Annotated in this window: 26 protein-coding genes; 8 read left to right on the top strand and 18 right to left on the bottom strand. The window is 66.1% G+C overall.

What is annotated here, in order from left to right; genetic code table 11:
• Positions 1-245: 245 nt before the first annotated feature.
• On the top strand, positions 246-1,355 hold the full coding sequence (locus tag ACTRWB_RS13390) for a transglycosylase SLT domain-containing protein (protein ID WP_446902168.1): 1,110 nt from the start codon (positions 246-248) through the stop codon (positions 1,353-1,355).
• A gap of 114 nt (positions 1,356-1,469) precedes the next feature.
• Here ACTRWB_RS13390 and ACTRWB_RS13385 read toward each other — a convergent pair whose 3' ends face one another.
• The 5 genes from ACTRWB_RS13385 to ACTRWB_RS13365 all read right to left on the bottom strand — a co-directional run bounded on the left by ACTRWB_RS13385 (position 1,470) and on the right by ACTRWB_RS13365 (position 5,597).
• Positions 1,470-2,666, bottom strand: coding sequence for a pyridoxal phosphate-dependent aminotransferase (locus ACTRWB_RS13385; RefSeq protein WP_129513931.1), 1,197 nt, complete (start codon positions 2,664-2,666; stop codon positions 1,470-1,472).
• A 64-nt stretch (positions 2,667-2,730) separates the two neighbouring features.
• Positions 2,731-3,168: a transcription antitermination factor NusB gene (gene nusB / locus ACTRWB_RS13380; protein WP_129513932.1), complete on the bottom strand. Its 438-nt coding sequence runs from the start codon at positions 3,166-3,168 to the stop codon at positions 2,731-2,733.
• Positions 3,165-3,683 carry a 6,7-dimethyl-8-ribityllumazine synthase gene (gene ribH, locus ACTRWB_RS13375; protein ID WP_011351235.1) on the bottom strand — a complete coding sequence of 173 codons (519 nt, stop codon included), beginning with the start codon at positions 3,681-3,683 and terminating at the stop codon, positions 3,165-3,167. The genes nusB and ribH overlap by 4 nt, the downstream gene beginning before the upstream one ends.
• Positions 3,684-3,736: 53 nt before the next feature.
• Positions 3,737-4,879: a bifunctional 3,4-dihydroxy-2-butanone-4-phosphate synthase/GTP cyclohydrolase II gene (gene ribBA / locus ACTRWB_RS13370; RefSeq protein ID WP_446902167.1), complete on the bottom strand. Its 1,143-nt coding sequence runs from the start codon at positions 4,877-4,879 to the stop codon at positions 3,737-3,739.
• A 199-nt stretch (positions 4,880-5,078) separates the two neighbouring features.
• Positions 5,079-5,597, bottom strand: a complete 519-nt coding sequence (locus tag ACTRWB_RS13365; RefSeq protein WP_446902166.1) for a DUF1993 domain-containing protein — start codon at positions 5,595-5,597, stop codon at positions 5,079-5,081.
• Between the two features lie 275 nt (positions 5,598-5,872).
• Here ACTRWB_RS13365 and ACTRWB_RS13360 point away from each other — a divergent pair, with 275 nt between their 5' ends.
• Together ACTRWB_RS13360 and ACTRWB_RS13355 are read left to right on the top strand one after the other, a co-directional pair.
• Positions 5,873-6,475 carry an O-methyltransferase gene (locus ACTRWB_RS13360; RefSeq protein WP_446902165.1) on the top strand — a complete coding sequence of 201 codons (603 nt, stop codon included), beginning with the start codon at positions 5,873-5,875 and terminating at the stop codon, positions 6,473-6,475.
• The gene (locus tag ACTRWB_RS13355; protein ID WP_446902164.1) at positions 6,472-7,155 is read left to right on the top strand and encodes a GntR family transcriptional regulator; all 684 of its coding nucleotides are present in this window, start codon (positions 6,472-6,474) and stop codon (positions 7,153-7,155) included. The genes ACTRWB_RS13360 and ACTRWB_RS13355 overlap by 4 nt, the downstream gene beginning before the upstream one ends.
• Before the next feature lie 109 nt (positions 7,156-7,264).
• Here the strand turns inward: ACTRWB_RS13355 and ACTRWB_RS13350 are convergent, their stop codons facing one another.
• The 4 genes from ACTRWB_RS13350 to ACTRWB_RS13335 form a co-directional block, all read right to left on the bottom strand.
• Positions 7,265-7,894: a riboflavin synthase gene (locus ACTRWB_RS13350; RefSeq protein WP_419686538.1), complete on the bottom strand. Its 630-nt coding sequence runs from the start codon at positions 7,892-7,894 to the stop codon at positions 7,265-7,267.
• Between the two features lie 14 nt (positions 7,895-7,908).
• Positions 7,909-9,030, bottom strand: a complete 1,122-nt coding sequence (gene ribD, locus ACTRWB_RS13345; protein WP_193097822.1) for a bifunctional diaminohydroxyphosphoribosylaminopyrimidine deaminase/5-amino-6-(5-phosphoribosylamino)uracil reductase RibD — start codon at positions 9,028-9,030, stop codon at positions 7,909-7,911.
• 15 nt (positions 9,031-9,045) lie between these two features.
• Positions 9,046-10,329, bottom strand: coding sequence for a glutamate-1-semialdehyde 2,1-aminomutase (gene hemL / locus ACTRWB_RS13340; protein WP_014897811.1), 1,284 nt, complete (start codon positions 10,327-10,329; stop codon positions 9,046-9,048).
• Between the two features lie 186 nt (positions 10,330-10,515).
• Positions 10,516-10,968, bottom strand: a complete 453-nt coding sequence (locus ACTRWB_RS13335; protein WP_193097823.1) for a hypothetical protein — start codon at positions 10,966-10,968, stop codon at positions 10,516-10,518.
• Between the two features lie 223 nt (positions 10,969-11,191).
• Here ACTRWB_RS13335 and ACTRWB_RS13330 point away from each other — a divergent pair, with 223 nt between their 5' ends.
• On the top strand, positions 11,192-12,409 hold the full coding sequence (locus ACTRWB_RS13330) for a Bcr/CflA family multidrug efflux MFS transporter (RefSeq protein ID WP_193097824.1): 1,218 nt from the start codon (positions 11,192-11,194) through the stop codon (positions 12,407-12,409).
• A 99-nt stretch (positions 12,410-12,508) separates the two neighbouring features.
• Here the strand turns inward: ACTRWB_RS13330 and ACTRWB_RS13325 are convergent, their stop codons facing one another.
• The 3 genes from ACTRWB_RS13325 to zwf all read right to left on the bottom strand — a co-directional run bounded on the left by ACTRWB_RS13325 (position 12,509) and on the right by zwf (position 16,653).
• A complete protein-coding gene (locus ACTRWB_RS13325; RefSeq protein WP_129513941.1) occupies positions 12,509-14,437 on the bottom strand; it encodes a bifunctional transcriptional regulator/glucokinase in 1,929 nt (642 codons plus the stop codon).
• The gene (gene pgl / locus ACTRWB_RS13320; RefSeq protein ID WP_446902163.1) at positions 14,415-15,095 is read right to left on the bottom strand and encodes a 6-phosphogluconolactonase; all 681 of its coding nucleotides are present in this window, start codon (positions 15,093-15,095) and stop codon (positions 14,415-14,417) included. Before pgl ends, ACTRWB_RS13325 begins: the two co-directional genes overlap by 23 nt.
• 88 nt (positions 15,096-15,183) lie before the next feature.
• Positions 15,184-16,653, bottom strand: coding sequence for a glucose-6-phosphate dehydrogenase (zwf, locus tag ACTRWB_RS13315; protein ID WP_193097826.1), 1,470 nt, complete (start codon positions 16,651-16,653; stop codon positions 15,184-15,186).
• Positions 16,654-17,082: 429 nt separating this feature from the next.
• On the opposite strand from zwf, the gene ACTRWB_RS13310 reads away from it, so the two are divergent.
• The 4 genes from ACTRWB_RS13310 (at position 17,083) to ACTRWB_RS13295 (ending at position 21,485) form a co-directional block, all read left to right on the top strand.
• The gene (locus tag ACTRWB_RS13310) at positions 17,083-18,330 is read left to right on the top strand and encodes an ABC transporter substrate-binding protein (protein ID WP_193097827.1); all 1,248 of its coding nucleotides are present in this window, start codon (positions 17,083-17,085) and stop codon (positions 18,328-18,330) included.
• 138 nt (positions 18,331-18,468) lie between these two features.
• A complete protein-coding gene (locus ACTRWB_RS13305; protein WP_129513944.1) occupies positions 18,469-19,407 on the top strand; it encodes a carbohydrate ABC transporter permease in 939 nt (312 codons plus the stop codon).
• The gene (locus ACTRWB_RS13300; protein ID WP_048243129.1) at positions 19,397-20,254 is read left to right on the top strand and encodes a carbohydrate ABC transporter permease; all 858 of its coding nucleotides are present in this window, start codon (positions 19,397-19,399) and stop codon (positions 20,252-20,254) included. The genes ACTRWB_RS13305 and ACTRWB_RS13300 overlap by 11 nt, the downstream gene beginning before the upstream one ends.
• A gap of 112 nt (positions 20,255-20,366) precedes the next feature.
• On the top strand, positions 20,367-21,485 hold the full coding sequence (locus ACTRWB_RS13295) for an ABC transporter ATP-binding protein (protein WP_048243128.1): 1,119 nt from the start codon (positions 20,367-20,369) through the stop codon (positions 21,483-21,485).
• A gap of 142 nt (positions 21,486-21,627) precedes the next feature.
• Here the strand turns inward: ACTRWB_RS13295 and ACTRWB_RS13290 are convergent, their stop codons facing one another.
• The 6 genes from ACTRWB_RS13290 to ACTRWB_RS13265 form a co-directional block, all read right to left on the bottom strand.
• Complete coding sequence (locus ACTRWB_RS13290; RefSeq protein ID WP_446902162.1) at positions 21,628-21,975, bottom strand: hypothetical protein; 348 nt, start codon at positions 21,973-21,975, stop codon at positions 21,628-21,630.
• Between the two features lie 75 nt (positions 21,976-22,050).
• Positions 22,051-23,208: a JmjC domain-containing protein gene (locus ACTRWB_RS13285; RefSeq protein WP_446902161.1), complete on the bottom strand. Its 1,158-nt coding sequence runs from the start codon at positions 23,206-23,208 to the stop codon at positions 22,051-22,053.
• Positions 23,209-23,266: 58 nt separating this feature from the next.
• Positions 23,267-23,533 (bottom strand): hypothetical protein, encoded by a 267-nt coding sequence (locus ACTRWB_RS13280; protein WP_446902160.1) that lies wholly within the window; start codon positions 23,531-23,533, stop codon positions 23,267-23,269.
• Between the two features lie 522 nt (positions 23,534-24,055).
• Positions 24,056-24,250, bottom strand: a complete 195-nt coding sequence (locus tag ACTRWB_RS13275) for a hypothetical protein (protein WP_446902159.1) — start codon at positions 24,248-24,250, stop codon at positions 24,056-24,058.
• Positions 24,251-24,271: 21 nt separating this feature from the next.
• Positions 24,272-24,895 carry a trimeric intracellular cation channel family protein gene (locus tag ACTRWB_RS13270; protein ID WP_048243127.1) on the bottom strand — a complete coding sequence of 208 codons (624 nt, stop codon included), beginning with the start codon at positions 24,893-24,895 and terminating at the stop codon, positions 24,272-24,274.
• Complete coding sequence (locus ACTRWB_RS13265) at positions 24,882-25,661, bottom strand: Smr/MutS family protein (RefSeq protein ID WP_129513946.1); 780 nt, start codon at positions 25,659-25,661, stop codon at positions 24,882-24,884. The genes ACTRWB_RS13270 and ACTRWB_RS13265 overlap by 14 nt, the downstream gene beginning before the upstream one ends.
• Positions 25,662-25,699 lie beyond the last annotated feature (38 nt).

The raw sequence follows: 25,699 nt of genomic DNA, 5'->3' as shown, positions 1-25,699 counted from the left end.
CGTAGTCCCAGCCAGCGCTACCAGACGCTGGTTTTTTGCGTGGGTGCCACCGCGTATGCCCGCCTCGCCCATTGTGCGAAGGTGTCGGCCCTCTTACACCGTGGCCTCGAACGGTACTTATACCGTTTCTCCGATGCCTGCACGTCCCAACCAAGGCGTGCGGCGTCGTGATTCCGCGGCGCGTATTCTGTCTCGCCATCGAGCTGAGCGAGCCGCACGAGTCATGTTCATGGGAGATGATCTGAATGAACGCTTGGTTATCGTGGCGTCCCAACGAGCAGCATGCGCAAATCGTGCGCAACATGCTGCGTCGCGGGACGCGAGTCAGTCACCATCTATTCAGCGTTGTCGGCTGTTTCGCTGTTGCGGTTGCGCTTGCCCTGTGGCTGCTGCCAACCGTGCGCGGCACGCTCGCCGCAAAGCTGATGCCGGTCGTATCCGCGGCCGTGCAGGCCGGGCCAGCCCGTCTGTTGTCCGGCCACCCGCTGCCGAACTTCGCGCCTGCCGGCGCGCAGCCGCAGCAGGAAGACAGTCCTGAAACGGACACGCTTGCGGTCGGCCTCGACGTCGCACCGGAAGCCGCCGCGCAGGGCGATGCGTCCGACCCGGCCCGCAACGGCCCGTCGCCCGTCGCGCTTGCAAAACTGATCCCGACCCAGCGGGTGCCGGCCGACGCGCGCGACGATCGTGCGCTTGCGTCGAACCGCGAACAGGCGCTCGTCGCGACCTATCTGTCGCGCCGCTACCGCATTGCGCAGGAGCCGCTCGGTCAGCTCGTCAAGGCCGCGTTCCAGACCGGCCGTGACGTCGGCCTCGATCCGCTGCTGCTGCTGTCCGTGATGGCGATCGAGTCGGGCTTCAACCCGTACGCCGAAAGCGGTGTCGGCGCGAAGGGCTTGATGCAGGTGATGTCGAAGGTTCACTCCGACAAGTTCGAGTATTTCGGCGGCACCGATACCGCGCTGCAACCGCTCGCGAATCTGCAGGTCGGCGCGCTCGTGCTGAAGGACTGCATCGCGCGCGGCGGCTCGCTCGCGAACGGCCTGCGCCTGTACAACGGGTCGACGAACCCCGACGACACCGCGTACGGCTCGAAGGTGATGGCCGAGCGCGGCCGGCTGCGCGACGTGTCGCACGGCCGCAGCGTGCCGGTCAACGCGCCGCAGGCGCCGGCCCAACCGACGAAGCCGATCGTGACGGCTGCGGCCGTGGCGGCAGGCGGCGCGAAGCGCGTGCACGCAACGCTCGACTCCGCTACGTCGGTGAAGGCCGCGCCGAAGGAAACGTCGTCGCAGGACGACGCGAGCGTCGACACCGCGAAGCAGTCGCACGACCATTCGGAGCTCGGCGCGTAACATCACGCGTCCCGCGCGGTTCCGGCCGGCATGAAATGAAAAAGGCCCTCGCACGAAGCGAGGGCCTTTTCTTTTTTTGCAATGTGGGAAACGGCCGGCGTGCCGGCCGCGGCGTCAGCGCTGCCCGAACAGCGTCGCGAGCCGTTCGACCGCCTCTTCGAGCCGCGAGTAGGCCGTCGCATAGGACAGGCGGATATAGTCGTGCGGCGCATGGACGCCGAAGTCCATGCCGGGCACCAGCACGACACCCGCGTCGTGCAGCATCGCCTGCGTGAGCGCGGCGCTGTCACCGGCCGCCGGGTGCGCGACGCCGCCGCAATGCGCGTACACGTAAAACGCGCCGTCCGGCATCACGGGCACCGTGAAGCCGAGCCGTTCAAGCGCCGGCGCGATGAAGTCGCGCCGGCGCTTGAATTCGAGCCGGCGTGCTTCGTAGATGTGGAGCGCGGCCGGCTCGAAGCACGCGAGTGCCGCGTGCTGTGCGAGTGCGGACGGGCAGATGAACAGGTTCTGCGACAGCTTCTCGAACGTGCCGACCAGCGCGGGCGGCACGACGAGCCAGCCGAGCCGCCAGCCCGTCATGCTGAAATACTTCGAGAAGCTGTTCACGGTGATGACGTCGTCGCCGAACGACAGCGCCGACACCGGCGCCGCGTCGTAGCTGAGCCCCTGGTAGATCTCATCGACGATCGTGAAGCCGCCGCGTGCGCGCACGGCTTCGACGATCCGCCTCAGTTCGTCCGGTTCGAGCGACGTGCCGGTCGGGTTCGACGGCGACGCGAGCAGCACGCCGCGCGTGCGCTCGCCCCAACGCGTGCGGACGTCGTCCTCGGTGAGCTGGAAGCGCGCGTCCGGGCCGCTCGGCACGAGCACCGCGCGGCCTTCGGCCGCGGCGACGAAGTGCCGGTTGCACGGATACGACGGGTCGGGCATCAACACCTCGTCGTCGCGGCCGACGAGCGCGAGGCACGCGAGCAGCAGCGCGGCCGACGCGCCGGCCGTCACGACGATCCGTTCGGGGCTGATCGTGAGGCCGTATGCGCGCAGATAGTGCGCGGCGATCGCCTCGCGCAGCGGCGCAATGCCGAGCGCGCTCGTGTATTGCGTGACGCCGCGGCGCAGTGCGGCGGCGGCAGCTTCGACGACAGGCTCCGGCGCGGTGAAATCCGGCTCGCCGATGCCCATGTGGATAACGTCGCGCCCGGAGGACTCGAGCCGCTGTGCCTCCTTCATCAGTTCCATCACGTAGAAGGGCTGGATCGCGTCGACGCGTGCGGCGAGCGTGACGAGCGAATCGGCGGTGGTATTCATCGGTCGGGCGGGGCGGGGAGGGAGAATGAAAAACGGGCGCTTGCGCGCCCGTGGACTAACGGTGTCAGCCGTTGCGGCGCGCCTGCGTTTCCGCGGGGCGCAGCTTCGCGGCGAGCTTGTCGAGCACGCCGTTTACATACTTGTAGCCATCGGAGCCGCCGAACGTCTTCGCGAGTTCGACAGCTTCGTTGATGATCACGCGATACGGCGTTTCGACGTGGTGCGTGAGCTCGAACGTCGCGATCAGCAGCACGGCGCGTTCGACCGGCGACAGCTGTTCGATCGGACGGTCCAGCGACGGCGTCAGCGCTTCGACGAGCGATGCCTGCTCGCGGATCACGCCGTGCAGGATGGCTTCGAGCAGATCCTTGTCAGCCTTGTCGTAACCGAGTGCGCCGCGCAGCTGCGCGTCGATCTCGCCGGGGGCCGCGTTCGACAGCAGCCATTGGTACAGGCCCTGCGTCGCCAGCTCGCGCGATTGTCGGCGGGCGCTCTTCTTCATGCGCGCTCCTCTTCGTCGTCTTCGTCTTCTTCTTCGTCCTCGTCGTCGTCGCCGAGCTGGTCGAGCGCCATCGTCAGGTTGGCCATCTCGACAGCGACGCGCGCGGCGTCACGACCCTTTTCGGTCATGCGCGCGACAGCCTGCTCGTCGTTTTCGGTCGTCAGGACCGCGTTCGCGATCGGCAGGTTGAAATCGAGACCGATGCGGGTGATGCCCGCGCCGCTTTCGTTCGACACGAGTTCGAAGTGGTAGGTCTCGCCGCGGATCACCGCGCCGAGCGCGATCAGCGCGTCGAACTGGCCGCTTTCCGCGAGCTTCTGCAGCGCGAGCGGGATTTCCAGCGCGCCGGGGACCGACACGAGCAGCACGTCTTCACCGGTGACGCCGAGGCGTTCCAGTTCTTCTACGCACGCGTCGGCGAGGCCGTTGCACACGGGCTCGTTGAAGCGCGATTGCACGATGCCGATACGCAGGCCGTCGCCTTCGAGATTCGGTTGGTATTGTCCGATTTCCATGATCTTGTCCGTGGTGTGGATGAGCGGTTATAGGGCGAAAGCGTCGTGGCGGGTTACGCGTTGGACGCCGGGCAGGACTTGGCTTCGCCGCCGGGCATCGGAATGAAGCCCGTGACTTCGAGGCCGTAGCCGGACATGCTGCCCAGCTTGCGCGGATTCGACAGCACCTGCATCTTGCCGACGCCGACATCGCGCAGGATCTGCGCGCCGATGCCGAACGTCTTGAAATCGACCGGCCGGCGCTTGAGCGCAGCGGCCTTTTCTTCCTCGTCGAACGCCTTGAAGACGTCGATCAGGTGTTCCTTCGTATCGCCGCAGTTGAGCAGCACGATCACGCCGAGGTCGCGTTCCGCGATGTCGCGCATCGCGGCGTCGAGCGTCCACGAGTGCGTCGATACGCCGGTTTCGAGCAGGTCGAGCACCGACAGCGGCTCGTGCACGCGCACGGGCGTATCGATGTCGGGCGACGGCGCGCCGCGTACCAGCGCGATGTGCGGCGAGCCGCTCGGCTGGTCGCGGTACAGCACCGCGCGGAACGTGCCGTGCGCGGTCTGCATCGTGCGCTCGGCGATCCGCTCGATGATCGATTCGGTGCGGCTGCGATACTGGATCAGGTCGGCGATCGTGCCGATCTTCAGATCGTGTTCCTTCGCGAATTCGATCAGGTCGGGCAGGCGCGCCATCGTGCCGTCGTCCTTGATGATCTCGCAGATCACCGCGGCCGGCGTGAGGCCGGCGAGCGCGGTGAAGTCGCAGCCGGCTTCGGTGTGACCCGCGCGCACGAGCACGCCGCCCGGCTGCGCCATGATCGGGAACACGTGGCCCGGCTGCACGATGTGCTCGGGGCGCACGTCGTGCGCGACCGCCGTGGCGATCGTGTGCGCGCGGTCGGCGGCCGAGATGCCGGTCGTCACGCCTTCGGCCGCTTCGATGCTGACCGTGAACGCGGTGCCGTATTGCGTGCCGTTGCGGTAGGTCATCAGCGGCAGGTGCAGCTGCTTGCAGCGTTCCTGCGTCAACGTCAGACAAACCAGGCCGCGGCCGTACCGGGCCATGAAGTTGATCGCTTCCGGCGTGACGAATTCGGCGGCGATCACGAGGTCGCCTTCGTTTTCGCGGTCTTCTTCGTCGACCAGGATCACCATCCGGCCGGCTTTCAGCTCGGCGATGATGTCGAGCGTGGAGGCGAGCGTCATAAGGGGGCGAGAAAGAGGAAAGTGCGTATTTTACGCCAGCCGGACGGCGTTTCGGCTGGCACGGGTCGCGCACGGCAGGCAAGCGCTCCGGAAAGCGCTGCGGCCGGCCTGCGCGGCAGGCTCGGCCGGGCCGCGGCGGGTTGCCTGCGCGTGGGCGCGGACGGTTGCGGGCCGGGCTTTGCCCGGCCGCGCGTCAGCGTCATGCGTGCTCGTTGCGCCCGCCGAGGTAGTCGAGCTTGCCGAGCTCGACGCCGCTGTGGCGCAAGATGTCGTACGCGGTCGTCACGTGGAAGAAGAAATTGGGCAGCACGAAGTGCAGCAGGTACGACTGCCCGGTGAACTCGATCGGGCCGACGCGCATCTTCAGCACGATCTGGCGCGCTTCGCTGCCGTCGATCTGCGCGGCATCGAAGCCGTTCAGATAGTCGATCGTCTTCTGGATGCGCGCGTGCAGTTCGTCGAAGGTCTGTTCGACGTCCGGGTAGCTCGGGATCTCGGCGCCGGCGAGCCGCGCGGCGCAGCCCTTGGCCGTGTCGGTCGCGATGTAGACCTGGCGGACGAGCGGCAGCATGTCCGGGTAGAGGCGGGCGCCGATGAACACCGACGGATCGATCTGCTTCTCGGCCGCGTGCGCCTGCGCCTTGCCGAGGATGTGCTGCAGGTTGGTCAGGCCACGGATCAGCACGGGCAGCGAAGCCTGGTACATCGAGATGGACATGGGGACGACTCCTTGAGGATGAGGGCGATCGGTGCGCGGCGCGCCGTGCGTTGCGGCGTTGAATCCGCTGTCGATGCATCTTAGCGCGGCGGCATGACCCGTGCGCGTCGCTGGCTATTCGGCCAGGTGTCGGGTCGCCGATCGGCAGGCGGGCGCGATACGGTTCGCCCCGCTTGCGCCGGAACGATGCCGGCCCTCGCCGGCGTTGCGCGTCGAAGCGAAAAAGGTCGTATCATGAAACACGAAACACGAAATATGAAGCAACGGAGACTCGCATGATCGAACTCGACAGCGGCGCGTCGGCCGTACTGGCCCGGCTGGCGTCCTTCGGCCAGGACAACGACGCGCGAATGGACGACCGCAGCCGCAAGATGCTCAACCTCGAGCCGCCCACGGCCGAGCTGCTGTACCTGCTCGTCACCGGCGCGCGGCGTCGGCGCGTGCTCGAGATCGGCACGTCCAACGGTTACAGCGCGATCTGGCTCGCGCATGCGCTGCGCGAAACGGACGGGCAGCCGCTCGTCACCGTCGAGTTTTCGTCCGACAAGGCCGAGCAGGCGAGGGCCAACCTGCGCGCGGCGTCGCTGCAGGACTGGGCGCAAGTGATCGAAGGCGAGGCGACGCAGGTCTGCGCGGCCGTGACCGGCCCGTTCGACTGCGTATTCTTCGATGCGGACCGCGTGAGCGCGCCGCAGCAGCTCGCGCACCTGTTGCCGAAACTGACGCCCGACGCGCTGCTCGTCGCGGACAACGCGCTGTCCCATCCGGACGAGATCGCCGGCTATCTCGCCGCGGTCGATGCGTCGCGGCAGTTCGACACGACGATCGTGCCGGTCGGCAAGGGGCTCCACATCGCACGTCGTCGGAGGTCCGCATGACGCGCGCCATGCTCGAACGCACGACACTGGGGCGCGACGCATATGGGGCGATCAGGGAGATGCTGGTCGACGAAGCGCGCTTCGCGGCGGGCGAGAAGATCAGCATCGAAGCGTTGTCGCGCGATCTCGGCATCAGCCGCTCGCCCGTGTGGGCAGCAGTGTCGCGCCTGGAGGCCGAGGGGCTGCTGCAGGTCGTGCCGCGCCAGGGTGTCTTCGTCATCGCCTTCGACCGCGCGCGGATCGTCGCCATCTTCGAGGCGCGCGAGGCGCTCGAAGGCATGGCCGCGCGTCTGGCGGCGCAGCGCGCGACGCCCGACGATCACGCGGCGCTGGATGAAGCGCTGTCGCGACAGGCGCGCGCGGTCGCGACGCACGACGGCGACGGGTACCGCATCGCCAACCTCGACTTTCACCACGGGTTGCTCGCGACGGCGCGCAATACGACGATCGAGACGTCGCTCAGGGCGCTGTATGCGCAGGTGCAGACGATGTGTGCCGGCGGTGCGAGCCCGATGGACGATTGGGAGCGACTGGGCGGGAATGTCGCCGAACATCGGCAGGTGTTCGACATGATCGCGAAGCGCGACGCGGATGCCGCGGAGCGCGCGGCACGCGAGCATGTCCGGCAGTTGCTCGCGACGATTCTGGCGCGTGCGGGGGAAGAGGGTGTGGCTGACTGATTGCCTGCGGAATGCCGGCGGGCGACGGCAAGCAGGATGAAGGAAAGCGGCGGCAGTCAGGGCCCGGTCATCGGGTCGCTAACCGCCGTTTCGGCGAGCGCCGGCGCGATCAGTCCTGATGGGCGCCTTGCGACGTCGACAGCATCCGCTCCACATACCGCGCAATCATGTCGACTTCGAGGTTGACCTTGTCGCCGGTCTTCACGTGGCGCAGCGTCGTGACTTCGACCGTATGCGGAATCAGGTTGATCGAGAATTCGCAGCCGTCCGCGCGATCGTCGATCGTGTTGACGGTCAGGCTCACGCCGTTGACCGTGATCGACCCCTTGTACGCGAGATAGCGGCCGAGCTCGCGCGGCGCGACGATCCGCAGTTCGTGCGACTCGCCGACCGGCGCGAAGCGCGACACGGTGCCGAGGCCGTCGACGTGGCCCGACACGATGTGCCCGCCGAGGCGGTCGTGCGCGCGCAGCGCCTTCTCGAGATTCACGTCACCGGGTTCGGCGAGACCGACCGTGCGGTTCAGGCTTTCGCGCGATACGTCGACGTCGAACGCGGTGTCGGTCTTTTCGATCACCGTCATGCACGCGCCCTGGATCGCGATGCTGTCGCCCAGCGCGACATCGGCGAGGTCGAGCTCACCGGCCAGCACGGTCAGGCGCACGCCGGCATCGGCCGACGTGCCGAGCGGCTGGATCGATTCGATGCGGCCGACAGCCGCGACAATTCCGGTAAACATCGTGACGATTCCGTTCAATGAGACGCGTCGGGCGGCGCGAAGCGCGCCAGGATCCGCAGATCGTCGCCGATCCGCTCGACCCCGTGAAATGTCAGTCGCGTGCGTGCGGCGAGACTCGCCGGCGCGGCGAGGTCGAACATGCCGGCCGCGTCGGCGCCCAGCAGGCTCGGCGCGAGATAGACGAGCAATTCGTCGACGCACTGTTCGCGCAGCAGTGACCCATTCAGCTTGTGGCCGGCCTCGACGTGCAACTCGTTGACGCCGCGTGCGCCGAGCGTCGACAGCATCGCGGGCAGGTCGACCTTGCCGTGCGCATTCACGAGCGGCACGATTTCCGCGCCGCGCGCCCTCAGCACGTTCGCGCGCGCTTCGACGCTGGCGTCGAGCTGGCCGCAGAAGATCAGCAGCGGCGCGCCCTCGAGCAGCCGCGCGTCGAGCGGCAGGTCGAGGCGGCTGTCGACCAGCACGCGCTGCGGCTGGCGCGGCGTGTCGATGTCGCGCACGGTCAGGAGCGGGTTGTCCTCGCGCACGGTGCCGATGCCGGTGAGGATCGCGCAGGCGCGCGCGCGCCACGCGTGCCCGTCGAGGCGTGCGGCCTCGCCGGTGATCCACTGGCTTTCGCCGGACGGCAGCGCGGTGCGGCCGTCGAGCGACGCGGCGGTCTTCATCCGCACCCACGGGCGACCGCGCGTCATCCGCGACACGAAGCCGATGTTCAGCTCGCCGGCTTCATGCGCGAGCAGTTCGCAGCGCACGTCGATGCCCGCGTCGCGCAACATGCCGAGGCCGCGCCCCGACACCTGCGGATTCGGGTCTTCCATCGCCGCGACGACCTTTGCGACGCGCGCTTCGATCAGCGCGTTCGCGCATGGTGGCGTGCGGCCGAAATGGCTGCACGGCTCGAGCGTCACGTAGACGGTCGAGCCCGCGACATCATGGCCGCGCGAGCGTGCGTCCTTCAGCGCCTGCACTTCCGCGTGATCCTGGCCGGCCGGCTGCGTGAAGCCTTCGCCGATCACGTCGCCGTCCTTGACGATCACGCAGCCGACGCGCGGGTTCGGCGCCGTCGTATACATGCCGCGCGCGGCGAGCGCGAGCGCACGCTGCATGTGGGCGAAATCGGTATCCGAGAACATGCGCGCGGACCCGGGTCAGGCGGCGAGTGCCGCGAACGCGCGGCGCGCGGCCGCGAGCGTCGCGTCGATCACCGCGTCGTCGTGCGTGCTCGACACGAAGCCGGCTTCGTACGCCGACGGCGCGAAGTACACGCCCTCGTCGAGCATCAGGTGGAAGAAGCGGTTGAAGCGCTCGGTGTCGCTCTTCGTGACTTCCGCGAAGCTGGTCGGCACGCGCTCGGCGAAGTAGAGGCCGAACATCGCGCCGATCGAGTCGGCCGCGAACGGCACGCCGGCGGCGCGCGCTTCCGCGGCGAGGCCGTCGGCGAGACGCTTCGTCTGCGCGGTGAGCGCGTCGTAGAAGCCCGGCGCCTGGATCAGCTGCAGCGTCTTCAGCCCCGCGGCGACCGCGATCGGGTTGCCCGACAACGTGCCGGCCTGATAGACGCCACCGAGCGGCGCGAGGTGGGCCATGATGTCGCGGCGGCCGCCGAACGCAGCGGCCGGCATCCCGCCGCCGATCACCTTGCCGAGGCAGGTGAGGTCGGCCGTGATCCCGTAATACGCCTGCGCGCCGCCGAGCGCGACGCGGAACCCGCACATCACTTCGTCGAAGATCAGCACGGCGCCGTGCTTCGTGCACAGCGCACGCAGCGCGTTCAGGAATTCGGGCGTGCCGCGCACGAGGTTCATGTTGCCCGCGACGGGCTCGACGATCACCGCGGCGATCTCGTCGCCGAATGCGCCGAACGCTTCTTCGAGCGCGGCGACATTGTTGTATTCGAGGACGGTCGTGTGCTTTGCGATGTCGGCGGGCACGCCGGCCGACGTCGGGTTGCCGAACGTCAGCAGGCCCGAGCCGGCCTTCACGAGCAGGCTGTCCGCGTGGCCGTGGTAGCAGCCCTCGAACTTGACGATGCGGCTGCGGCCCGTGAAGCCGCGCGCGAGACGCAGCGCGCTCATCGTAGCCTCGGTACCGCTCGACACCATCCGTACCTGTTCGATCGACGGCACCAGCTTGCAGATTTCCTCGGCGATCTCGATCTCGGCCTCGGTCGGCGCGCCGAACGAGAAGCCGTCGGCGAGCACGTTCTGCACGGCCGACAGCACTTCCGGATGGACGTGGCCGACGATCATCGGGCCCCAGGAGCCGATGTAGTCGATGTACTGCTTGCCGTCGGCATCCCAGAAATACGGGCCTTGCGCGCGCGCGACGAAACGCGGCGTGCCGCCGACCGAACGGAATGCGCGCACCGGCGAGTTGACGCCGCCGGGAATGGTCTTCTGGGCGCGTTCGAAGAGGATCTGATTGTTGGACATGGACGAAACCTGCGAGAGAAGGGCGCGGGGGGCCTGTGCACGGGCCGCGGCGCCTGGGCGGAACGATCGTCTGATTGTACCGGAGACGCGCTCGGCGGGCCCGCGGGCCGGTCTGCGGCCTTTCGGCGCGTGGGGGATTGCGCGGGCCGGAAAGGAGGGCGCGATTCGACCCGGCTACCGGCCGGGTTATCGCGGCGGCTTGCGCTTGCCGGTCAGTTCGGCCCAGCGCTTCTCGAGCGGGCCCTCGACCATCGGCTTGATCGACGTGCCGGATGATTGCGCATCCCAGGTCTGTACCGAGTACGGATGGATGCGCAGCGCGTCGCGCGCGATCACGACGTCCTGGTGCGCGTCGACCAGCCAGTCGTACACGAAGTCGATGCACAGCCGGTAGCCGCGCTTCGTCGTCGCATCGGGCACCTCGTAAGGCGCGCGCGTCACGTAGCCGGAGCCGAACACACCCTTGGGCTCCTTCGCGACGCGGTGCAGGAACACGCGGTCGCCCGGCAGGATGCCGCGCGCGAAGCCGCAGCCCCACACGTCATGCACGGCCTCGCCGGCCTTCACGCGCGCGGCGACGTCGGGCAGCTCGGGCCACGGCCATTTCTTGGGGCTCCAGATCAGCAGGAAAGCGGTCATCGGTTCGGTCGTGCGTCGGATTGGTCAGACGAGAGCCGCAAGCTTAATCGAATCCGCGGGCGATCTCGCGCGGCGGTGCTTCCGGGCCCGCCGCCGCACACGGCCGGCGGCCGTGAAAAAGTTGCGCGTACAATCATGGGCCTGAGCGCGCCATCCACGGCGCGGCCTCCCGTCTTCACCGCCACGCGCGCCCCGATGCGCGCGGGCTCCATTCCGGATACCCATGTCTCACGTCGTCCGGCGCCGGCCCGATGCCCGGCTGATCCTGTTGCTCGGCGCGCTCGCCGCCTGCGGGCCGATTGCCACCGACATGTACCTGCCGAGCCTGCCGTCGATCGCCGACGGCTTCTCCGTCAGCCCCGGCGCCGCGCAGCGCACGCTGACGAGCTTCATGGCCGGCTTCTCGGTCGGCATGCTGCTGTACGGTCCGCTGTCCGACACGTGGGGCCGCCGGCCCGTGCTGCTCGGCGGCATCGCGCTGTTCACGCTCGCGAGCATCGGCTGCTTCGTGTCGGGCTCGATCGACATGCTGATCCTCGTGCGCTTCCTGCAGGCGCTCGGCGCCGGCGCCGCGTCGGTGCTTGCCCGTGCGATCGCGCGCGACGCGCACGAGCCGAGCGACGCGGCGAAGGTGCTGTCGATGGTCGCGATCGTCACCGCGGTCGGGCCGCTGCTCGCGCCGCTCATCGGCGGCCAGATCCTGCGCTTCTCGGGCTGGCGCGGCGTGTTCGTCGTGCTGGCGGTGTTCGGCGCGGTGTGCGCGGCGACCGCATACCTGCGCGTGCCCGAAACCTGGCCGAAGGAGCGGCGCAAGAGCACGGCCGTGCTCGCGTCGTTCGCATCGTACGGGCGCATCCTGTCCGACCCGGTTGCGTGGGGGCACATGCTGTGCGGCGGGATGGCGTTCGCGTCGATGTTCTCGTACATCACCGCGACGCCGTTCGTGTACATCGAGTATTTCCACGTGTCGCCGCAACACTACGGGCTGCTGTTCGGCCTGAACGTCGTCGGGATCATGATCGGCAACTTCGCGAACACGCGGCTCGTCGGCCGCATCGGCTCGCTGCGCATCATCGCGGCCGCGTCGCTCGTGAGCTGCATCGCGTCGCTCGCGGTCGCGCTCGTTGCGCTGACGGGGTGGGGCGGGCTGTGGTCGATCGTCGTGTGCCTGTTCTTCGTCGTCGGCGTGGTCGGGATCCTGTCCGCGAACTGCACGACCGACCTCATGCATCGTTATCCGCACAACGCAGGCGCGTCGGCGGCCGTGTTCGGCGCGATGCAGCTCGCGCTCGGCGCGCTCGCGAGCGTCGCGATCGGCGCACTCGCGGACGGCACGCCGTTCGCGATGGGCGTGACGATCGGCGTGTCGGGCGTGCTGTGTTTCGCCGGCCGCTACCTCGTGCTGCGCTGGCACGGGCGGCCGGTGAAAGCGGGCGCCTGAACCGGCAGCCGGAAGGCACAAAGAAAAACGCCACCGCGCGCGATGCGCCGGTGGCGTTTTTGTTTGGCGTGCAGGAAGCGGCCGACGCCGCACCGTGCATCAGTCCCGCGCGACGTCCTTCGCCGCCGGCGACGCGCCGTGGCTCAGCCAGTCGAGCACGTCGGCCGTTTCGTCGTCGTTCGCGCGCGCCTTCGCCTGCGCGACGGCCTCGGGCAACTCGCCGTTCGTCGACGCGCGACGGATCGCGACGCCGACCGCGAGGATGTCGATCATCAGCAGATGCAGGATTCGCGAGATCATCGACAGCTGCGACTCGCGCATCTCGATGTGGTCGGTCTCGAGCGCGACGGTCGCACGCTTCGCGAGCGGCGTGTTGCTCGACGTGATCGCGATCACCTTCGCGCCGGCCTGCATCGCGACATCGAGCACGCGCAGCAACTCGGGTGCGCGTCCCGACTTCGACACCGCGACAATCACGTCGCCCTTGCCGAGCAGCGCGGCCGACGCGGCCTGCATGTACAGGTCGCCGTACGCGATCGTCGGAATCCCGAAGCGGAAGAACTTGTAGTGCGCGTCCTGCGCGACGATGTTCGAGTTGCCGAGCCCGTAGAACTCGATGCGCCGCGCGCCGTTCAGGATCTCGATCGCGTTCTCGACGTGTTCGAAATTCAGGTGTTCGCGCAGCTGCAGGATCGCCGACACCGTGTTGTCGAGCACCTTCGCGCCGAAGTCGGTGGCCGTGTCGCCGAGATGCACCTGGCTGTGGCTCATCGGGATCGTGCCGGTGAGGCCGGTGGCGAGCTTCAGCTTGAAGTCCGACAGCCCCTGGCAGCCGAGCGAACGGCAGAAGCGGATCACCGTCGGCTGGCTCACGTCGGCCTTGCGCGCGATGTCGACGATCGGATCGTTGATGATCGAGCGCGGGTGGTTCAGCGCGAGATCGGCGACGCGGCGCTCGGCCGGCGTCAGCGCGTCACGCATCTGGCGGATCCGTTCGAACACGGCCGACGATGCGCCGCCCGAGCGGTTCGACAGCTGCTCCGCGAGGATCGCCGACACGCCGAGGAACGCCGGGTATTCGGCGGTGATCAGGTAGGTCGGGATGTTCTCGAGATAGTGCGTGAAACGGCCCTTCGCCTCGAAGCGCGCGCGGAACGACGAGCGCGTGAACAGTTCGCCGAGCTTCAGCGCGACGCCGCCGCCGATGTAGACGCCGCCGAGCGCGCCGAGCGTCAGCGCGACGCTGCCGGCGAACGCGCCGAGAATCCCGCAGAAGCATTCGACCGTCTCGAGCGCGAGCGCGTCGCCCGCATGTGCACGCTCGACGATCTCCACCGTGTCGATGGTCGCGGCGACGCGTTTCTTGTCGCGCGCGGCGAGCGCGCGATAGATGATCTCCATGCCGGGGCCCGCGCACACGCGCTCGAACGACACGTGCGGAAACTTCTTGCGCGCGTACTGCAGCACCAGATCCTCACGCTCGTCCTGCGGCGCGAACGACGCGTGGCCGCCTTCGCTGCCGAGCGCGATCCAGCGGTCGTCGGCCGGAATCAGCCCCGACACGCCGAGCCCGGTGCCGGGCCCGAGCAGCCCGATCACGCTGTTCTGACGCCGCGCGCCGCCGCCGACCTGCACGCGCTGCGCATCGGTCAGGCCCGGCAGCGCCATCGCGAGCGCGGTGAAATCGTTGACGACGAGCAGCGTGTCGAAGCCGAGCGCACGACGCGTCGCCTCGATCGAGAAGCTCCAGTCGTGGTTGGTCATCGTGACCTGGTCGCCGTCGACCGGATTGGCGATCGCGATCGCCGCGTGGTTCACGCGGCTGATCTTCACGTCCTTCAGGTACTTGCGGATCGCGTCGGTGATCGTCGGGTAATCGGCGCCGGGATACACGCGGATCTGCGTGATCTCGCCCGGGCCGGTTTCCAGCGCGAAGCGCGCGTTGGTGCCGCCGACATCCGCGAGCAGGCGCGGGCCGTCGGCATGCTGACTCGCGACGACCGCCTTACTTTGCGCACCAGTAGACATCGAGCTGGGTCCCCTTGTCGTTGGCCAGTTGGGAAATCGCGTTCTTCTGCAGCGACGCGGCCGCGGCGTCGAGCACGTCGCGCTTGGCGGGGCCCGCGATCAGCAGGAACAGCCGGTCGACGCGCTTGAGCGCATCGAGCGAAAAGCTGACGCGCGCATGCGGCGCGGCGCCGGGATGCACGGCGACGAAACGCTCGGGCGTCGCGATCGCGTGGTGCCATTCGGGTGCGTCGGCGAAGATCGATGCGGTGTGGCCGTCTTCGCCCATGCCGAGCACCGCGACGTTCGGCACGCGGTAGTCGGCGTTCGCGTTCAGCGCGGCGACGTGCGCGTCGAGCGACGTGCGTGTGTCGACGAGCGGCAGGAAGCGGGCGGGGGCCGCCGCGTGCTGCAGCAGCGTGTCGCGCACGAGGTGCGCGTTGCTCGCCGCGTCGCCTTCCGGCACCCAGCGGTCGTCGACCAGCGTGACGTCGACGCCGGCCCAGTCGAGCGCCGCATGCGACAGCGTTTGCAGGAACGGGCGCGGGCTCGTGCCGCCGGACACCGCGAGCGTCGGGCGCGCGGGGCCGGCGAGCGCCCCGCGCAGTGCGTCGCCGACGGCGCGCGCGAGCGCTTCGCTTTGCGCTTCCTGGGTGTCGAAAGCGTGGATCTCGATCACATCTCCTCCGGACTGCTTTGTCTATTTAAATCGTATGAATCGTGGGGCACGTTGCCGGACGCGGTGGCGCGCACGGCAACGGTCTGCATCAGTTTTCTTCTTCGAGCCAGCAGGTGTCGTGCTGCGCGAGCATCGCGCTCGCCGCGGCCGGCCCCCACGTGCCCGCCGCGTACGGCTTCGGCGGCTTCAGCGAGCGCGCCCATTCGTTCAGGATAGGCTCGACCCAGCGCCATGCGGCTTCCTGTTCGTCGCGACGCACGAACAGCGCGAGCCGGCCGTTGATCACGTCGAGCAGCAGGCGCTGGTACGCCTCCATCTGTCCTTCCTTGAAGAACTGGTCGAACGCGAGGTCGAGGTGCACGCTCGCGAGGTTCATCCCTTCGCCCGGCTGCTTCGCGAGGCAGTACAGGCGGATCGTCTCGTTCGGCTGCAGCCGGATCACGAGGCGGTTCGAACCGGCGCGCAGCGCGGTCGGTCCGAGCGCCGAGTGCGGCACCGGGCGGAAGTTGACGACGATTTCCGCGACACGATCGGCAAGACGCTTGCCGGTGCGCAGGAAAAACGGCACGCCGGCCCAGCGCCAGTTCTCGATCTCGACCTTCAGCGCGACGAAGGTTTCGGTCGCGCTGTCGGGCTTCACGCCCGGTTCGGTCGCGTAGGCCGGCACCTGCGCGCCCTTGATCACGCCCGCATGATACTGGCCGCGCACCGCGACCTTGCCGATATCGCGCGGATCGATCGGCTTCAGCGCGCGCAGCACGCGCAGCTTCTCGTCGCGTACCGAGTCGGAATCCATCGAATGCGGCGGCTCCATCGCGACGATCGACAGCAGCTGCAGCAGGTGGTTCTGCACCATGTCGCGCAGCGCGCCCGTATTGTCGTAGAAATCGCCGCGCGCCTCGACGCCGAGTTCCTCGGCGATCGTGATCTGGATGCTCTCGACCCATTCGCGGCGCCACAGCGGCTCGAACAGCGCGTTGCCGAAACGCAGCGCGAGCAGATTCTGCACCGGCTCCTTGCCGAGGTAGTGGTCGATCCGGTAGATCTGGTCTTCCGCGAAGATCTCGCCGACCGCGTCGTTGATCGCATTCGACGAGCGCAGGTCGTAGCCGAGCGGCTTCTCGAGCACGATGCGCGAGCCTTCGTTCAGCCCGACCGACGCGAGCGCGTTGCAGATCGGCACGAACAGCGACGGGCCCGTCGCGAGATAAAACACACGAATGCCGGGCAGCGACGCGATCGCGTCGCGCAGCACGACGTAGTCTTCCGCGCGGCCGAGATCGAGCTTCACGTACTCGATGCGATCGAGGAAGGATTTCCACGCGGCTTCGTCGAGCGTGGTGCCGGCCGCCTTGGCCGCATGCGGCTTCACATGCGTATCGACCCACTCGAGATAACCCGCCCGATCCGATTCGTGCCGCGCCACTGCGACGATCCGGCCGCTCTCCGCCAGCATGTTCGCGCGATGCGCTTCGAACAGCGCAGGCAGGATCTTGCGCATCGACAGATCGCCGGTGCCGCCGAAAAGTACGAAGGTAAAGCTGGAATCGGTATGCATGTGTCTCCGCCGGGTTGGGGTGCTGGGAAGCGATCCGTAGTGCGATAAAAATATTTTTGACACTGAATTGTAGTTTAACTACAATCCGCCGCAAGGGGTAGCACCTGGGCGAAGAAAAAAAGAAGTGCGGTCGATGAACTGCGCGAGCTTCGTCTTCGGGAGCGCCTTGTGCCGAATGTTATCGGACATTGATGGCGCGCATCGTTCGCGCACCGTCGGCCCCGGGCTCGCGTCGCAGCATCGCGGCGGGCCAGAAACACAAAGAGGAGACACGCCGTTGAATCTCGATTCACGCTTTCTGTAAGAGCCCGGCCGGTCATCGGCCCGTACGCTGCATGCGTCCCGCGGCTCGATTTCCCCGTCGTTATCAAGAAGCCGGTTCCCGGTCAGGGAACCTCACGAGTTGATTCAGTCTGGAGGAGATAAGTAATGAAAGTTCGCTCGATCATGGGTGCGCTCTGCGCGGCAGGTCTGATGGCTGGCGCCGTGGCGGCGCAGGCAGCCGAGAATGTAACGGTGCTGCACTGGTGGACCTCGGGCGGCGAGTCGAAGGCCGTCGGCGTGCTGAAGGACGACCTGCAGAAGCAGGGCTACGTGTGGAAGGACTTCGCGGTCGCGGGCGGCGCGGGTGCCGCGGCGATGACGGCGCTGAAGACCAAGGTGATCAGCGGCGACGCACCGTCGGCCGCGCAGATCAAGGGCCCGCTGATCCAGGACTGGGCCGACCAGGGCGTGCTCGTCAACATCGATTCCGCCGCCGGCGACTGGAAGCAGAACCTGCCGCCGGAAATCGACAAGATCATCAAGTACAAGGGCCACACCGTTGCCGCGCCGTTCTCGGTGCACCGCGTGAACTGGCTGTACATCAACAAGGCCGCGCTCGACAAGATCGGCGCGAAGGTGCCGACCACCTGGCCTGAATTCTTCGCGGTGGCCGACAAGCTGAAGGCCGCGGGCATCCAGCCGGTCGCGATGGGCGGCCAGCCGTGGCAGGACCTGACGCTGTGGGAAGACGTCGTGCTGTCGCAGGGCCCGGCGTTCTACAAGAAGGCGCTCGTCGACCTCGACCAGGCGACACTGACGTCGCCGCAGATGCTGTCCGTGTTCGACACGGTGCGCAAGATCCAGGGCTACTTCGATACCGGCCGCAACGGCCGTGACTGGAACCTCGCGACCGCGATGGTAATCAACGGCAAGGCCGGCATGCAGTTCATGGGCGACTGGGCGAAGGGCGAGTTCGAGAACGCGGGCAAGAAGGCGGGCAAGGACTACATCTGCGCGGCGGTGCCGGGTACGGCGAATTCGTACACGTTCAACGTCGATTCGTTCGTGTTCTTCCAGCAGAAGGGCGAGAAGGCCGCGACGGCAGGCCAGCTCGCGCTCGCGAAGACGATCATGACGCCGGACTTCCAGGAGCAGTTCAGCCTGCTGAAGGGTTCGGTGCCGGTGCGCCTCGGCGTGAAGATGGACAAGTTCGACGACTGCGCGAAGAAGTCGTATGCCGACGAGCAGACCGCGATCAAGTCGGGCGGCTTCGTGCCGTCGCTCGCGCACGGGATGGCGCAGAGCGACGCGACCGCCGGCGCGATCACGGACGTCGTGACGAAGTTCATGAACTCGCAGCAGGATTCGAAGAGCGCGGTCGCCGCGCTCGCGAAGGCCGCGAAGGTCAAGTAAAGCGCGACAGGCGCCCGGCCGGAAGCGCTTCATCGGCCGGGCGTTTTTGCATGTGCAGCAAACGGGCTCGCCCGCGAGCCCGTGCCGTAACCGGCGCCGGCCCGGCCTGCGCCGCCCTCGTTCCAGGAGTCGAATCAAGTGGCTGCCCCTCTTAGCGGAAACGGATCCGGCGCTCCCGCCGCGCGGCGTACATCGCCGATGTCGGCCTTCGCCGATCGCTGGATTCCGAAGCTCGTGCTTGCGCCGAGCGTCGCGATTGCCGTGGTGTTCATCTACGGCTTCATCCTGATTACCGGCTATCTGTCGCTGACCAACTCGCGGCTGTTGCCGAACTACGAATTCGACGGCTTCGGCCGTTACTCGGACCTGTTCCAGAACGACGTGTGGTGGACCTCCGCCGCGAACCTCGGCTGGTTCGGGATTCCGTTCATCGCGGTCTGCGTCGCGCTCGGGCTGTTCCTCGCGATCCTGCTCGACCAGCGGATCCGCAACGAAGGCGCGCTGCGCGCGATCTTCCTGTACCCGATGGCGCTGTCGTTCATCGTCACCGGCACCGCGTGGCAGTGGATCCTGAACCCGGGCCTCGGCCTCGAGAAGGTGATGCACGACTGGGGCTGGACGAGTTTCTCGTTTGACTGGCTCGGCGATCCGGACAAGGCGATCTTCTGCGTGGTGATCGCGGCCGTCTGGCAGTCGACCGGGTTCGTGATGGCGCTGTTCCTCGCGGGGCTGCGCGGCGTCGATGCCGAGATCTTCAAGGCCGCGCAGGTCGACGGCGCGACGCTGCCGACCATCTACCGCAAGATCGTGATCCCGAGCATGCGCCCGGTGTTCTTCTCGGTGCTGCTGATCCTGTGCCACATCACGATCAAGACCTTCGACCTCGTCGTCGCGCTGACGGCGGGCGGCCCGGGCACGTCGTCGTCGCTGCCGGCGATGTTCATGTATACGTTTTCGTTCAACCGCGGCCAGCTCGGGCTCGGCGCGGCGTCGTCGGTGATGATGCTCGCGACCGTGGTCGCGGTGCTGGTGCCGCTGATGTATATGGAATCGAGGAGCACCCGCAATGCAGCCTAAGATGACGATCAGCCGGGCAGTGATCTATGCGGCGCTGATCCTGTTCGCGCTGTATTTCCTGTTCCCGATCTACGTGATGCTGTCGACGTCGTTCAAGGATCTCGACCAGTTGCGCACCGGCAACCTGCTGACGCCGCCCACCAGCTGGACCATCGATCCGTGGGTGAAGGCATGGAGCGGCGCGTGTACCGGCGTGCGCTGCGACGGGATGAAGCCGTTCTTCCTGAACTCGCTGCAGATGGTGATCCCGGCCGTGCTGATCTCGTCGCTGATCGGCGCGTTCAACGGCTACGTGCTCACGCACTGGCGCTTTCGCGGCGCGGACGCGCTGTTCACGATGATGCTGGTCGGCTGTTTCATCCCGTTCCAGGTGATCCTGCTGCCGATGGCGCGCCTGCAGGGGATGCTCGGCCTCGCCAACACGATTCCCGGCCTCGTGTTCGTGCACGTCGTGTACGGGATCGCGTTCACGACGATGTTCTTCCGCAACTTCTACGTGAGCGTGCCGTCCGAGCTCGTGAAGGCCGCGCGCATCGACGGCGCGGGCTTCTTCACGATCTTCACGAAGATCCTGCTGCCCGTGTCGCTGCCGATCTTCATGGTGTGCCTGATCTGGCAATTCACGCAGATCTGGAACGACTTCCTGTTCGGGATCGTGTTTTCCGGCGTCGATTCGATGCCGATCACGGTTGCGCTGAACAACCTCGTCAACACGTCGACGGGCGTGAAGGAATACAACGTCGACATGGCCGGCGCGATCATCGCCGCGCTGCCGACGCTGCTCGTCTACATCGTCGCCGGCCGCTACTTCGTGCGCGGGCTGACGGCGGGCGCGGTGAAGGGGTAAGCGCGGTTTCATCCGAGACGACGAACCGGCCGCGCACGTCGCGCGGCGCATCGAAACGAACCCGACGCGGCGCCGTAGTGCGCCGCGCGAGACGAGACAGAGGATTCACAGCATGGCAAGCCTTTCCATCCGTGACGTGTACAAGACCTACCCGAACGGGGTGCCGGTCCTGAAGGGTGTCGACATCGAGATCGAGGACGGACAGTTCCTGATCCTGGTCGGCGGTTCGGGCTGCGGGAAATCGACGCTGCTCAACATGATCGCCGGGCTCGAGACGGTCACGAGCGGCGAGATCTGCATCGACGGCAAGGTCGTCAACGACCTGTCGCCGAAGGATCGCGACATCGCGATGGTGTTCCAGTCGTACGCGCTGTACCCGTCGATGACGGTGCGCGAGAACATCTCGTTCGGGCTGAACATCCGCAAGGTGCCGAAGCACGAGCAGCAGCAGATCGTCGACCGCGTGTCGCAGATGCTGCAGATCCAGCATCTGCTCGATCGCAAGCCGGGCCAGCTGTCGGGCGGCCAGCGTCAGCGTGTCGCGATGGGCCGCGCGCTCGCACGCGATCCGTCGCTGTTCCTGTTCGACGAGCCGCTGTCGAACCTCGACGCGAAGCTGCGTATCGAGATGCGCGCGGAAATCAAGCTGCTGCACCAGCGCCTCGGCACGACGATCGTCTACGTGACGCACGACCAGATCGAGGCAATGACGCTCGGCGACCGGATCGCGGTGATGAAGGACGGCGTCGTCCAGCAGTTCGGCGCGCCGCAGGAGATCTACGATTCGCCGTCGAACCTGTTCGTCGCGGGTTTCATCGGCGCGCCGCCGATGAACTTCATCAACGGCAAGCTGGTCGAGCAGGGCAGCGGGATCGCGCTCGAGATCGACACGGGCCTCGCGCGCAGCGCGCTGACGCTGCCGTTCGACGCGAAGCGGATGAATGGCCACGTCGGCCGCGAGGTGATCCTCGGCCTGCGCCCGGAGCGCATCACCGATGCGCGCAACGCGCACCACGGCGAGGCGTCGAAGCTGCAGCCGATCGACGTGCGCGTCGACGTGACCGAGCCGACCGGGCCGGACACGCACGTGTTCGCGCAGGTGAACGGCAAGCGGATCGTCAGCCGCGTGCATCCGGCCGCGAACCCGCAGCCGGGGCAGACGCAGTCGCTGCTGTTCGACGTGTCGAAGGCCGTGCTGTTCGATCCGGCGTCGGAAGAGCGGATCGCGTGACGTTGACGTATTGGGCGTGTGTCGATGGGGCGTGCGTTCGATGTCCGAACGGAGGTCCTTTCGACGGCGCCATGAGCGAGGTTCAACCAGCGCAGTACGGGATGTTCGGTCGAAGCATCGTGGCAAACGCGTCCGGCAGCCGTCAGGATTGCGGCGGGGATTTCAACGCCCGGCGGATATCGGCGGAATAGACAAGAGATCCAAGAATGGAGAGCATCAGCAGGCTCAAATAAACGGAGATTGCGCTGACGATTGGCGTGACTAGCGTCGAATGACTTCCACGAAGCAGGCCAAGCCAGCTGCACAAAGAAAGCACACAGGGAAACGGTATGAATATGGATGCGATCAGGCAATATCGATAGCGTCTCTTCGTGCAATCGGAGGCGTATGATCCCGCACTCTCCAGAATGCGATGCACCTTGCCTTTCGGCGTCGGACCAAGCTCGGGAATGATGCGTCGAGCGACAAACATGAAGGGAATGATGTTCATGGCGGATGTGCAGGACCAGCTATCGTTGGCCTGCCTATGTGATGCGTGATGTCATGAATTGACGCACGCGTGGAATTAAGAGTGAATAATTTCCAAAATATCCTGACGACAGAGGTCAGTCACCAGTTTTGAAATATTTTCTCTGCCAAGACGGGAGTGGCGCATACATAATTCTCTTACGTCAATTCCCGGGTGTTCGGCAATCGTAGTGACCAGTGGTGCACTCAGCGAGCTGATATTGACCTTGGTGCCATTCGCCAAAACGTAGGAATTGTGCAGGCCGTGGCGTGGGAATGGAGTCGCGAGGCGCAGTTGCGTCTCGTCCTTCAGCATATCGACGGATTCATCGCCAAAAATATCGATTGCTAGTGGCGTCTCGACTCTTGTGGCTCCGATAAATTCATCCATGAATTTTGCATATGCTCGTTGATCCGTCAGCAATGAGCTAAGCTCGGTCGTGAGCGAGCTGAGTGTTTCCTGGTCTTGCTCCCAACAGGAAAGAGCTTTTCTGGCGGACAAAAGATTCGGCATCTGATTCAGTGCCCAACTCAAATAGTCTATCGCATAGGCAGGAAACGTGCCGATAGCTAGGTGGAAGGTTCCGTCACCGACTGGTAGTGGGTTATGCCACCATCCGCGCGGAACATATAGCACATCGCCGGGTTCCAGAATCGTGTCCATGTAGATTTCGTCAGGGCAGGGATACATATGTTCGTAGTCCCGGCTTTGCTGCGTGTAGAGCGGCAATGGCAATGAGGGTTCGTAAAGGATCCAACGCTTTCGCCCGATGAGTTGCACTGCGAAAACATCTCGAGTATCCCAGTGGCAGCGGTACGAATCTTTCGTCCCGAAGGCCGCGTAGGCGCTGCTCACGACCCGCCTGCAGGTGTATTCGGAAATTGCACGTGAGAATCGATATATTTGGGGCTCATTGGTGATCTTGTTTGCAATCAGAGTCGCGCCTTTTCTGAGGTAATCGTACACAACTGGTCTGATTAATTGATGACGTAGCGTCCCGACATCCCAGTAGCTTTCGACATACTCGTTCTTGGCGCGGATTCCATCGAGCGATAATTTCAGATTATTGGAGGCGGCATCGCTCCTCTGATATATTTCGTTCACGTCCTTCCAGGAAAAATGCTTGGTCGAAGCTGCTCCTTTCATGAGAAAGGGCTTCTTTTCTTGGTATTCGATGGCGAATGTCGATGCGGAAATTCCGAATTTAATCGTCATTGGGTCTCCTCGGGCATACTGCGCCAAGTGATTGATTGGTGTGTCGGATTTTCGGTTATTAGTGATAGTTGCAGCCCGAATAATCTGTGCCGTCTGGCTCTCGGCCGAAGGTGCCTCCACTGGCTGAGAATCCTGCGCCCGCCGCAACACCTATGCCAAATCCTATCGCGCCTCCCGCCATGCCCCCGACTGGGCCACCGATCACACTACCAATTCCGAACCCGGCAACGAAGCCAGCCCAACCGGGCGCCGCGCTCATTGCAATGTCACCGGCCCATGTTGCACCCGTAATAAGATCCAGTTCATCGATAATCAACTCTCTCATGATGATCTCCAATATATTTCGAAGTGCTAATTAGTGAAAATGTACGCGCTGAACGCTCTTGCATGTTACATAGCCATCGATTTGTTGCAATGACCTTATTTTGAGATTGACCGTCAGAGAATGCTAGGCGGTCGTTGCCGGATTTCCGGAAAAATCACCGGGAACTAGCATCCTTGCGTCGCACGGGAATCCATTGGACTTGTTTGTGGCGACTGCTCGGTGGACGGCGGCTTGGCGTGCATATGGGGCTAGAGATGCCACCGCCGCTTGATACTCTTGTGTGGCAGCGTGTCCGAGGTACCACACGGAGGTGTAAAGCCATCACCAGCGCGCGTTTATGAAATTAGCTTTTTTGCTGCGTCACTTTGGACGATTGGGAAAGCGATTTCGTTTCGAAGGCAAAATGTAAACAAGTGTGTCGAGCAATACCTTGGGAGTGTTGGGTCCGGGGCGCTCACGAATGCTGCAGACGGAAGATGGTGTTGGACTGCACGGCTGGATGTGACAGCGCAGTGCCGCTCGCTAAGGTAATCCTTGGTTGAACCAGAAGGCGACAAACCGGTACTGACGTCGCGCGCGTTGCGCGAAATAACGACCCGGTGTGCCCTGACACGCATCCGGGGTGCGGGCATGATCGTCGAGCCGGTCGATGACGAATCGATCGTGCTCGAAACCCTCAACATTGCCGACGAGATGGTCGGACGAAGTCACCGTCATACGGCGAGCGTGCTGCTCCCCTCAGTGCGGCAGCCGCACGTCGAACTTGAACGTCGCCAGCCGTGCGGCGAGGATGAAGCCGGTCGCGAGCAGCACGCTGTACACCGAGTCGAACTGCAGCCACACGAGCAGCAGGTAGAACCAGCAGCCGACGAACGCACAGGTCGCGTACGGCCGCGAATCGCGCAGGATCAGCGGGATGTCGTTGCACAGCACGTCGCGGACGATCCCGCCGACCACGCCCGTGATCACGCCCATCATCACCGCGATGAAGCGCGGCATTTCGGCGTCGAGCGCGATCGCCGTGCCCGAGATGCTGAAGATGCCGAGCCCGATCGCGTCGGCCACCAGCAGCAAGCGCTCGGCCGACAGCCGCGACAGCATTCGCAGCACGAACGGCGCGAACAGCGCGAGCACGAAGATCACGATCACGTAGTCGTCGTGCACGACCCAGTAGAACGGCCGGCGCTCGAGCAGGATGTCGCGCAGCGTGCCGCCGCCGAACGCGGTGGCGAGTGCGACGACGAAGGTGCCGACCGAGTCGAGGCGGTTCTTGCGCGCCTCGATGAAGCCCGAAATCGCGAACGCCAGCGTGGCGATCGCCTCCAGTATCGCGATCGCGAGCGTCAGCCTAGGATGCGGCACGCGGCCCCCGGTCGGCGGGGCCCGCGAGCGGCTGCAACAGCACGAGCACCGCGCCCGCGCCGCCGTCGTTGCCGCGCGCCTCGCAGAACGCGATCACTTCTTCCTTCTGCACGAGCCACGCGCGCACCTTGCCCTTCAGCACCGGCTCCTTGCCGATCGAGCCGAGCCCCTTGCCGTGGATCACGCGCAGGCAGCGCAGCCCCTTCTTGCCGGCGTCGCGGATGAATTCGGCGAGCGCGTCGCGCGCCTCGTCGCGGCGCATCCCGTGCAGGTCGAGCTGCGCCTGCACGATCCACGCGCCGCTGCGCAGCCGGCGCACCACGTCGCGGCTGATGCCGGGGCGGTGGTAATACAGCGAGTCGTCGCTGTCGAGCAGCGTCTCGGGGTCGAATTCGTCGGACAGCGTCGCGTTCAGTACGTCTTCCTCGTCGCGCTGCGTCTGCTTCGGCACCGGGTCGGGCGGCATCCGGCCCGCCGCCGCGCGCGGTGGCGCGTTCAGCGGCTGGATCGTGCCGATTTCGTTGCGGAACAGGTTCGCGTCGGCCTCGGCCTTGCGCTCGGCCTTCGCGGTTTCGACGCGCGTGCGTTCGCGGCGCTCGGCTTCGCCTTTCAGGTTCGCGCGCAGCGCGCCGAGGCCGGCGAGGCCCTGGCCGCGCAACGCGGCCGGATCGGGCGCGGGCGGCGGGGCGGCCGGCGCGGGGTTCGCGGGACGGGCAGCGATCTTCCGCTTCGCGGGATCGCTCGGGTGAGGCTGGTTCTTCGCCATGATTCGGTACGCTGGACAGGCGCGCTCGGGCGCGCGGG

The sequence above is a fragment of the Burkholderia sp. YIM B11467 genome, from assembly GCF_052952715.1.
This window is presented reverse-complemented; position numbering and strand designations above follow the sequence as displayed.